The sequence below is a fragment of the Mesorhizobium sp. CA4 genome (genome assembly GCF_020165075.1).
GTDB lineage: Bacteria > Pseudomonadota > Alphaproteobacteria > Rhizobiales > Rhizobiaceae > Mesorhizobium.
The window spans coordinates 1-8,143 of the sequence record NZ_JAIUHK010000071.1; the positions used below are offsets into that span (position 1 = coordinate 1).

An 8,143-nucleotide genomic window follows, 5' to 3' on the forward strand; every position below is an offset into this window, starting at 1 on the left:
GTGAAACACCCAACATCACAGTGTCTGCCCTCGCTAAGAAGACGTTTCAGGGCATCCGGGACACCGAAGACGCCCTGACTGAAATGAAGTCGATGGGCCTCGCCGTGCAAGAAGGCGACAGGTTTAGTTTAACCCAGGCTGGCTATGACAGTCGCGAAGCGATCCGGCGCAGGTGGCTTCAATTTGAGGCAGAAGAATTATCCGATCTTTCACAGAAGCAAATCGCCGATACGATTAACGTTCTTAGTCAACTTTGGGCCAGTAGGTAACCATTGAGGTTGAAATGGTTGATCAGAAAGTGCCTTCAGCCCATGCCTCGAATGTAGTCGAGGACGGCGAGAGTGTAACTGCCAAGGATTTCTGGGCCTTGCTCGGCCAGCGAGCGATCGGCAGCACGATCGTCACTGTCGATGGCGCCGAGGGACCTGCTGGTTTCCTAGGACTGTCCGCTTCCCATGTCACCTCCACCCCACCAACGATGGTGGTATCGATCGATGGGAAAACCTCTGCCAGCGCGGAAATTCGGAGGCAGCAACGTTTCGCCATAAATTATTTGCCGGCAACTTCACAGAACCTCGCCAATGTGTTCTCCGGAAAGGCCGGTATCAGCGGCAGCAGTCGGTTTTCAGACGGCGATTGGACTTCTTTGAAGACAGGCTGCCCAATCTATCGCGACGCTCTGGGGGCTGCAGACTGCCAAGTAGAAAAAATATTCGACTGGCATGGTGTTGCGATCGTGTTGGGTCGAGTCGTCGCGACGATGATTAAAGAAGATGGCCTACCACTCATCCATTTCCGCGGGCGTACAATTGCCTTCAACAGTCGAGATAGTGATTTAAGACTAGGCACAGCCTGAAATCCACACGTGCTGTCCGGCCAAGGTATCGACAAAAAATTGGATGCGGTCGAAATGCTGAGTTGCCTCCGGGATTCTATCAAGAGGCACAACGATCGTCGGGGCGGCAGAGATGTCTCAGCTTCTTGCTTGGTCATGGATCGTTCCAGTCTCATCGCGACGCGTATCGAGCTAGGCTAACTCGGCCCAGACCGAAACGATCTCACGTTGCCTTCACTTCAAGTCATGGCCCGAACCTTGCCTGGATACAGCTGCGTCACAGCCTTGCGATAGGATCGCATGAATGTCGCAACGTCTTCGACCCATAAGCGTCGCGTTCGCGCTACGGCTTGGTAGTTCTTGACGCTCCAAGCTCTCAATTTCGGCATTTGATTGCGTAGTGGTGTTGCCAAACCAGCACGTGAACACGCCCAGCTCCGAAGGTTGACAGTGTCGGAGTGGTGACCTAATATATAGAACATCGTTCCATATGTTGGAACGAGACTGGGTTACTGAACGATGGCCAGCGGAAAAACATGGTAGAGTTGGCATCCTTTTCGCCAGCGGAGAGTTCGGCGGTCGAGTGCCGCCAAGTGGCGGCCGGTCCGTTCGGTAGGATGCTACTGGCGGATATAAACTCCGATGTTCCTGAGATAGAGCGCCGCCTGGGTGGAGATGGCCCCCGTAGCCCGCCGTTCATCAAAAATCTCGGCGACACTTTGCATCGCGGGATGAGGCAACCGATCAGAGCGCTTGATCTAGTTGCGTCAGGTGAACGCAACAACCTCTGAAGAGTTAGCAGCACATGTGGGCCCTGCTGGTAAAGATAGCCATTCAAGAAAACGGTTTTCGAAGCCGGGGCTGAAAAGTGAAGTGAATGTACCTTCATGCTCCAGGCTGAAGACCATGATACAAAATCCAGGAGATCTACATGTCAATCGACGTCATCGGCCATCTAAACATAAACAATTCATCAGAGTCGCAGCCGGCGAAAGGTGCGGACTTTGACATAAGTCATCTCGAGGCCGCGGCCAAGGCACTTGATGAAGCAGGGTTCGATAGGGCGCTTATTCATTTCACTTCGGTCTGGTCGGAAAGCATGATGGTCGCACAACATGCGGCGTCAGTGACAAAGCGCCTTGCATTCATGGTTGCGCATAGGCCCGGTTTCACGGCTCCGACTATCGCCGCAAGGCAATTTGCAACATTGGATCAGTTAACCGGCGGTCGCGCTGCGGTACATATCATCACTGGCGGCAATGACGCTGAACTCCGTCAGGATGGCAGCCATATCGGCAAGGATGAGCGTTACGCTCGTGCCGATGAATACCTCGATATAATGAAAAAAGAATGGACTTCCGACAAACCCTTCGATTATCGCGGCAATTATTATCACGTGGAACAAGCTTTCTCTAAGATTAAATGTATCAACACTCCGCATATTCCCGTTTACTTCGGCGGCGCCTCGGATGCAGCCATAGAAGTTGCGGGCAAGCATGCCGATGTCTACGCCCTTTGGGGTGAAACCTATGCGCAGGCTCGTGAGACGGTTGCGAGAGTTAAGGCAGCAGCTGCAAAACATGGACGCCAAATCCGGTTCAGTTTGTCCATGCGTCCGATATTGGCGGCCACTGAGGAGTCGGCCTGGAAAAAGGCGCAAGATATCCTCGAGCAGACGAAGCAATTGTCCGAGAAGACGGGGCCAGTATTCAAACCCCAGGAGAACACCGGCGCGCATCGCCTGCTTGAAGCGGCCGCCCAGGGGCCGAGGGTGGACAAGCGGTTGTGGACCGAACTCGCGAAGTTAACGGGAGCATGGCAGGGGAATTCCACATCGCTTGTCGGCACCGCCGAACAGGTCGTCGATGCGATGCTGGACTACTACGACATGGGCATTACGACGTTCCTCATACGGGGCTTCGATCCGATCGAGGATACGAAATTGTACGGTCGGGAACTATTGCCGCTCCTGCGGGAGATGACCCAGAAACGAAGCGCTGGGGAGCCGCCTAGGAGTGAGAAGAGCCAAGCTGGGTCTAGGTTCTGAACCAGGATCGCACGTTTGGAATACGATGCATTTCTATTGTGGTTACAACATAACAGGGGAAGAATGAGATGAACAACGGCAGTAGGTTGCGAGACCCGCAATACAACGAGATGGTGGAACAGGCGATCGCTCAAGGAGCGACGAGACGTGACCTCTTGCGCTTGATGATGCTCGGTGGTGCCGCCGCCGCGATGGGAACGGGTATTTTCAGCCAGGCAACCCGCGCTTTTGCGGAAACTCCGGTGCGCGGCGGATCACTGAAGGCCGCCGCTGCAGTCACGTCCACCGCAGAAACACTGGATCCGGCAAAGTCAGGCATGGTCACTGATTTCGTCCGGTGCTGTGCGCTCTACAATCGACTGACGATCCTGGGAAGCGACGGTCGCCCGAAAATGGAGTTGGCCGAGAGTGTCGAGACCAAAGACGCCAAGGTATGGACGGTAAAGTTGCGGAAAGGTGTAACCTTTCACGACGGTCGGTCGCTGACATCCGCTGACGTCGTCTTCACGCTCAAGAGACACCTTGACCCTGCCGTCGGGTCGAAAGTCAACTCCATCGCCAAGCAGATCGCGGACGTTAAGGCAATTGATGCGCAGACCGTAGAGATTACCCTCGATAGCGCGAACGCCGACATTCCGACAATCCTGGCGCTCAATCATTTCCAGATCGTCGCGGTTGGGACGACGGACTTCTCGAAAGGCAACGGAACTGGCCCATTTAAACTCGAGAGTTTTGAGCCGGGTGTTCGGTCTCTTATGACAAGAAACCCGAACTATTGGAAACCCAATCTGCCCTATCTCGACTCCTTCGATTTTTTTGCAATCAGCGACGACACCGCTCGCGTCAACGCGGTTTTGTCAGGTGACGTGCAATATGCCGGCATTATCAACCCAAAATCGCTTCCGCTATTCCAAAACCAGTCAAGCGTCAGAGCGGCAACCTCGTCGTCCGGTTCCTACACGAATCTCGTCAGCCGCTTGGACATGGATCCTGGCGACAAAGCCGGTTTTGTGGCTGGTCTAAAATATCTGATGAATCGCGAACTCATTCAAAAAGCCGTCTTTAAAGGCACATCAGAGATCGCGAACGATCAGCCAATAGACAAATCAAGCATATATTATAATTCTGAAGTTAAACCAAAGCCTTTCGATCCTGACAAGGCCAAGTTCCAGTTTAAAAAGGCCGGGTTGTTAGGTACTCCGATCCAGATGATTGCCTCTGAAACAGCTTATAACTCTATAGATATCGCTGCAATACTTCAACAGTCCGCTGATGAGATTGGAATGAAGTTGGATGTGAAGCGAGTACCTTCGGATGGATACTGGTCCAATCACTGGCTCAAGGATCCCGTCCATTTCGGTCATTGGCTTCCACGACCCACGCCCGATATTATTTTCTCCATCGCCTATGCATCCAATGCAGCCTGGAATGAAAGCCGCTACAAGTCGGAGAAGTTTGACAAGATGTTGCTTGAGGCGCGGGGCATGTTGGATGAGGCCAAGCGGAAATCAATCTACGGCGACATGCAAATGATGGTGTCCGAAGATGCGGGCACAATCATACCGGCGTTCAAGACGACGACTGATGCAATGTCGTCTAAGCTCCACGGATTTGAATCCAGTCCGCTGGGTCCGATGATGGGCGGCGCGTTTGCCGAATATGTCTGGCTGGAAGCCTAACAGAGATGGCTCGGTTTGTCTGAACAGCTTCGCTTGTTCGACACGGGAGCCATCTAAGCTTGCATTCTTGTGAGGCGCTTTAGAGCCTGATCCAAAACTCAAGATTGGGCGGTGGACTCGGTTGAGTGGCTCCGTCCGTTGTGTTTTGCCTGAGATGTCTAGACTTAAGCATGATCACAACATGGGTTGGACGGAGACCACCCGGCTGCAGTATTGCCGCGGGGCAGCGAGATGCAAATGCAATGACGGACCGGGAATGGGCGTTGATCGCCGTTCATGCCTGGAGCGAAGGCGTCGGGACGACCACGCACGACCGAGCTTCGGGCGGTTGTGGACGTTCTCCTTTATATTGCGCCTGGACAGGCTGCCAGTGGCGGGCATTGCCGGACCGCTTTCCGCCGGTTTCGACGGTTCAACGCTATTGCTATGCCTGGCGGGACAGTGGCCTTTGGAAGACCATCAACTTCCACCTGGTGGCTACGGCACGCCTGGCGCTTGGTCGCGAGGCGAGCCCGAGCGCCGGCATTATCGACAGTCAAGTAGCAAAGACCACGGACGTTGCCGGTTTGCGTGGCTACGATGGCGGCAAGAAAATCAACGGCCGCAAGCGCCATAACATTACCGACACCGAGGGGCACCTTGTCGGGCTGAAGGTGCACGCGGCCGACATCCAGGACAGGGATGGGGCAGTTGGCGTCACCGCCTCCATTCGACAGCTTTACCCTGGCTGCGCCATCTATTCGCCGACGGCGGCTATGCCGGAGAAAAACTGACGCAGGCCCTGGCCGACCTGGACACGTGGACCATCGAAATCATCAAGCGCTCCGACATGGCAGGGCTTTGAGGTTCTGCCGCAACGATGGGTCGTCGAGCGAACTTTCGCCTGGCTCGGACGTTGTCGCCGGCTCGCCAAGGACTTCGAGGCGACTATCGCAAGCGCCGAGGCATGGATATTCGTCGCCTCCATCCGCCTCATGCTCCGCCGCCGCGCAGCTCCACCTCGCACTTAACCGTTTCGAGTCAGGCTCTAAGGGATTGGGTTTGGGTTCGATCAGAGCCGGGTTGTCCTCACTTCGCACTTCATTCTGGCTGCACATGCATCCCAGATTGTGCTTGCTCGACGAGCCAGGCCTTCAGCTTTACCGCAGACTCCGAGAGACGTTTCTTACTATTCCAGGCGAGGCAAAAGCCAACCGGATCCCGCATGGACAACTCCGTCAGCCGAACGAGCCTGCCCTCTTCAATCAACGGGCGCACCAGCGAATCCCAACCGAGAGCCACACCCTGATTGGCTTCCGCAGCCGTAAGGAGCACCGCATATTTGCCAAACCGCTTTCCGCGCAGGCCTTCGCTGGGCACCGAGGCGGCCTGGAGGAAATCCTGCCATAAAGGCCAATCCGGATTGGTCCAGTCCATGTGAAGGAGCGGCAAGCGCGAAAGTTCCGATGGGTGTATGCCCTGGTGCTCAATAGCAAAGCCTACCCCGCACACCGGATAGATCGAATCCTCGAAGAGCGGTTCGGCATTCTCGTTCGGCCACGCGCCGGTCGCTGAGCGGACGAACAGATCAACCTCTGCATTACGAAAATCGCGGGTCTGTTCTGAGATCAGATAATTGACCGATATGGTTGGATGCCTAGTCCAGAAATCTACCATTCTGGGCATAAGCCAAAATGTCGCAAAAGCATCGGTGCAGGCAAACGTGACGCTCTCTTCCCGTTGTCCTGACTTGGCCGCCCAAATCGCTTCGGAACATCGTGAAAAAGCGGCAGCGATCTCGGAAAAAAGGTCCTGCCCAGTCGGCGTGAGGTTTACACCAGTTGTTCCGCGAGTGAACAGCTTGACGCCGAGTTCGTCTTCCAATGCCTTGATTTGGCGGCTGATCGCCCCCGTTGTCACGTTCAACTCGTCCGCCGCTTGCTTAAAGCTCGCATGTCGGGCCGTAGCCTCAAAAACGGCCAAAGTGTTCAGGGGTGGTAGCCCATAATATTTTCGAACGATCTTCTCCTCCCCGGAGTTCGAGAAGCATGGGTTGCGACTTGCTAGCCCACGATGAGACCCGGCTGTCGGCAGTGTCAAGAGCGGGCGTTGGAGAGATGCGCATGGGGCGCCGATAGAGAATTACGCAACAAACAGGAACTACGCATGCTGAAATTCTGCTTGCAGGGATTGCGGAGGCGCCGCTTAGACGCCCCGCCGCTCTGCTCGCATTCCTGCAAGAAATTTGTAGACGTGAAAGATTCCCCGTGACATGAATTCCTTTCATGTCTGGCCTGCGAAGTAAAATCCCTTCTCCGCAATCTCTCTTCGCGTTCCTTGCCGCCGCGAAGACTCGAAATTTTGGGAGGGCGGCCGAAGATCTCAACGTCACCCAATCAAGCATATCGCATTCGATACGGAAGCTTGAGCGCCATCTCGGCACTCAATTGTTCATCCGTGCGAACCGCGGCGTGAGTATGACACCGGATGGACAGTTGCTTTTCAGAGCGGTCAGCGGCGGCTTCGCTCAAATCGAGGACACTATCGATGCAATAGGCAAACGTGAGCTGGGCTTCGTCTCAGTTGCCGCGTCGACGTCAATGGCAACCTATTGGCTCATGCCTCAATTACGAGACTTTCACAAAATGCATCCTGGCATAAAGCTCAAGATCCTGACAATTGACAAAGATGTTGAGCCCGACGACGCCATCGATCTCACCATTCGCTTGTTGCCACTAACGACAGATCGCAAGAACGCTTGGCTGATGGCCAAGGAGACCGTTTTCCCGGTTTGCTCTCGCGCCTACCTAGCAGAGTCCCCACCGCTGAATGACGTCTCAGATCTCTTAAATCACAAGTTGCTATCTTACGAGGATCCAAACCGCCGGAGAATAAACTGGCCAGAATTCTATGCTGCCCTGCAGATGACTTCAAAGTCTATTGAGCCCACCGTCGTGTTCAATGACTATCAGCTGGTGTTGCAAGCCGCAATGGCAGGGGAAGGTATCGCCATTGGATGGTCTATGACGAACATATTCCTGCTCGAACAGGGCCAGCTTTGCCGCCCCCTGCCGGTCGAAGTGACCACCCAGAACGGGTTCTATGTGCTGGCACAGCCGGGGAAAATGCTTCGGAAGCACGTGAGAACTCTTGTGGACTGGCTTCTAAAGCAATCACAGGCGCTGAGATAGAACAGGTGCAACTATGTATAATCGTTCAGGCTCAATGGCATCGATCCAACGCATTGCGACAACTGATCCCGAGATTCCGTAAAGCACACATTACCCAGATGTCAGTCGCTGCAGCTTCCTTCATATCTACTCTCGAAACTGGCAACGGGTCCGCTGCTTGCACCGCGGCGATGCATAGTCCGTATCGACTGTAAACCGGTCCTTCAACACCAATCATACCGGCAATCCAGCGAGTTATAGTCAACCACCCGCGCGATCTGACATTGTTCAGGGAGGCGGGAAAGATGCCGCGTTAATCGAACCTTAGAAGGGCAGTTGGCGGCGCGCATCAATTTAGTGATCCATCGCCTTGACGATTTCCTCGGTCATCTTCTTGGCGTCGCCGAGCAGCATCATGGTGCCGTCCTTATAG

The 8,143-nt window shown here is 54.5% G+C and carries 7 protein-coding genes and 1 pseudogene; 7 read left to right on the forward strand and 1 reads right to left on the reverse strand.

Going from position 1 to position 8,143, the window contains the following annotated elements:
• The 6 genes and pseudogenes from LB528_RS29870 to LB528_RS29895 form a co-directional block, all read left to right on the forward strand.
• Positions 1 to 269, forward strand: a pseudogene (locus LB528_RS29870) (hypothetical protein); the annotation flags it as partial.
• Between the two features lie 14 nt (positions 270 to 283).
• Positions 284 to 856: a flavin reductase family protein gene (locus LB528_RS29875; RefSeq protein ID WP_224518460.1), complete on the forward strand. Its 573-nt coding sequence runs from the start codon at positions 284 to 286 to the stop codon at positions 854 to 856.
• Positions 857 to 1,766: 910 nt separating this feature from the next.
• Entirely contained in the window at positions 1,767 to 2,882 is a 1,116-nt protein-coding gene (locus LB528_RS29880) for an LLM class flavin-dependent oxidoreductase (protein WP_224518461.1), read from the forward strand.
• Between the two features lie 68 nt (positions 2,883 to 2,950).
• The gene (locus LB528_RS29885) at positions 2,951 to 4,561 is read left to right on the forward strand and encodes an ABC transporter substrate-binding protein (protein WP_224717223.1); all 1,611 of its coding nucleotides are present in this window, start codon (positions 2,951 to 2,953) and stop codon (positions 4,559 to 4,561) included.
• A 242-nt stretch (positions 4,562 to 4,803) separates the two neighbouring features.
• Positions 4,804 to 5,334 (forward strand): transposase, encoded by a 531-nt coding sequence (locus LB528_RS29890; RefSeq protein WP_224518463.1) that lies wholly within the window; start codon positions 4,804 to 4,806, stop codon positions 5,332 to 5,334.
• Positions 5,335 to 5,409: 75 nt separating this feature from the next.
• Positions 5,410 to 5,571: a transposase gene (locus tag LB528_RS29895; protein ID WP_224518467.1), complete on the forward strand. Its 162-nt coding sequence runs from the start codon at positions 5,410 to 5,412 to the stop codon at positions 5,569 to 5,571.
• 70 nt (positions 5,572 to 5,641) lie between these two features.
• Here the strand turns inward: LB528_RS29895 and LB528_RS29900 are convergent, their stop codons facing one another.
• The gene (locus LB528_RS29900; protein WP_224518464.1) at positions 5,642 to 6,523 is read right to left on the reverse strand and encodes a LysR substrate-binding domain-containing protein; all 882 of its coding nucleotides are present in this window, start codon (positions 6,521 to 6,523) and stop codon (positions 5,642 to 5,644) included.
• A 302-nt stretch (positions 6,524 to 6,825) separates the two neighbouring features.
• Between LB528_RS29900 and LB528_RS29905 the strand changes: the two genes are divergently transcribed.
• The gene (locus LB528_RS29905) at positions 6,826 to 7,731 is read left to right on the forward strand and encodes a LysR substrate-binding domain-containing protein (protein WP_224518465.1); all 906 of its coding nucleotides are present in this window, start codon (positions 6,826 to 6,828) and stop codon (positions 7,729 to 7,731) included.
• Positions 7,732 to 8,143: the final 412 nt, after the last annotated feature.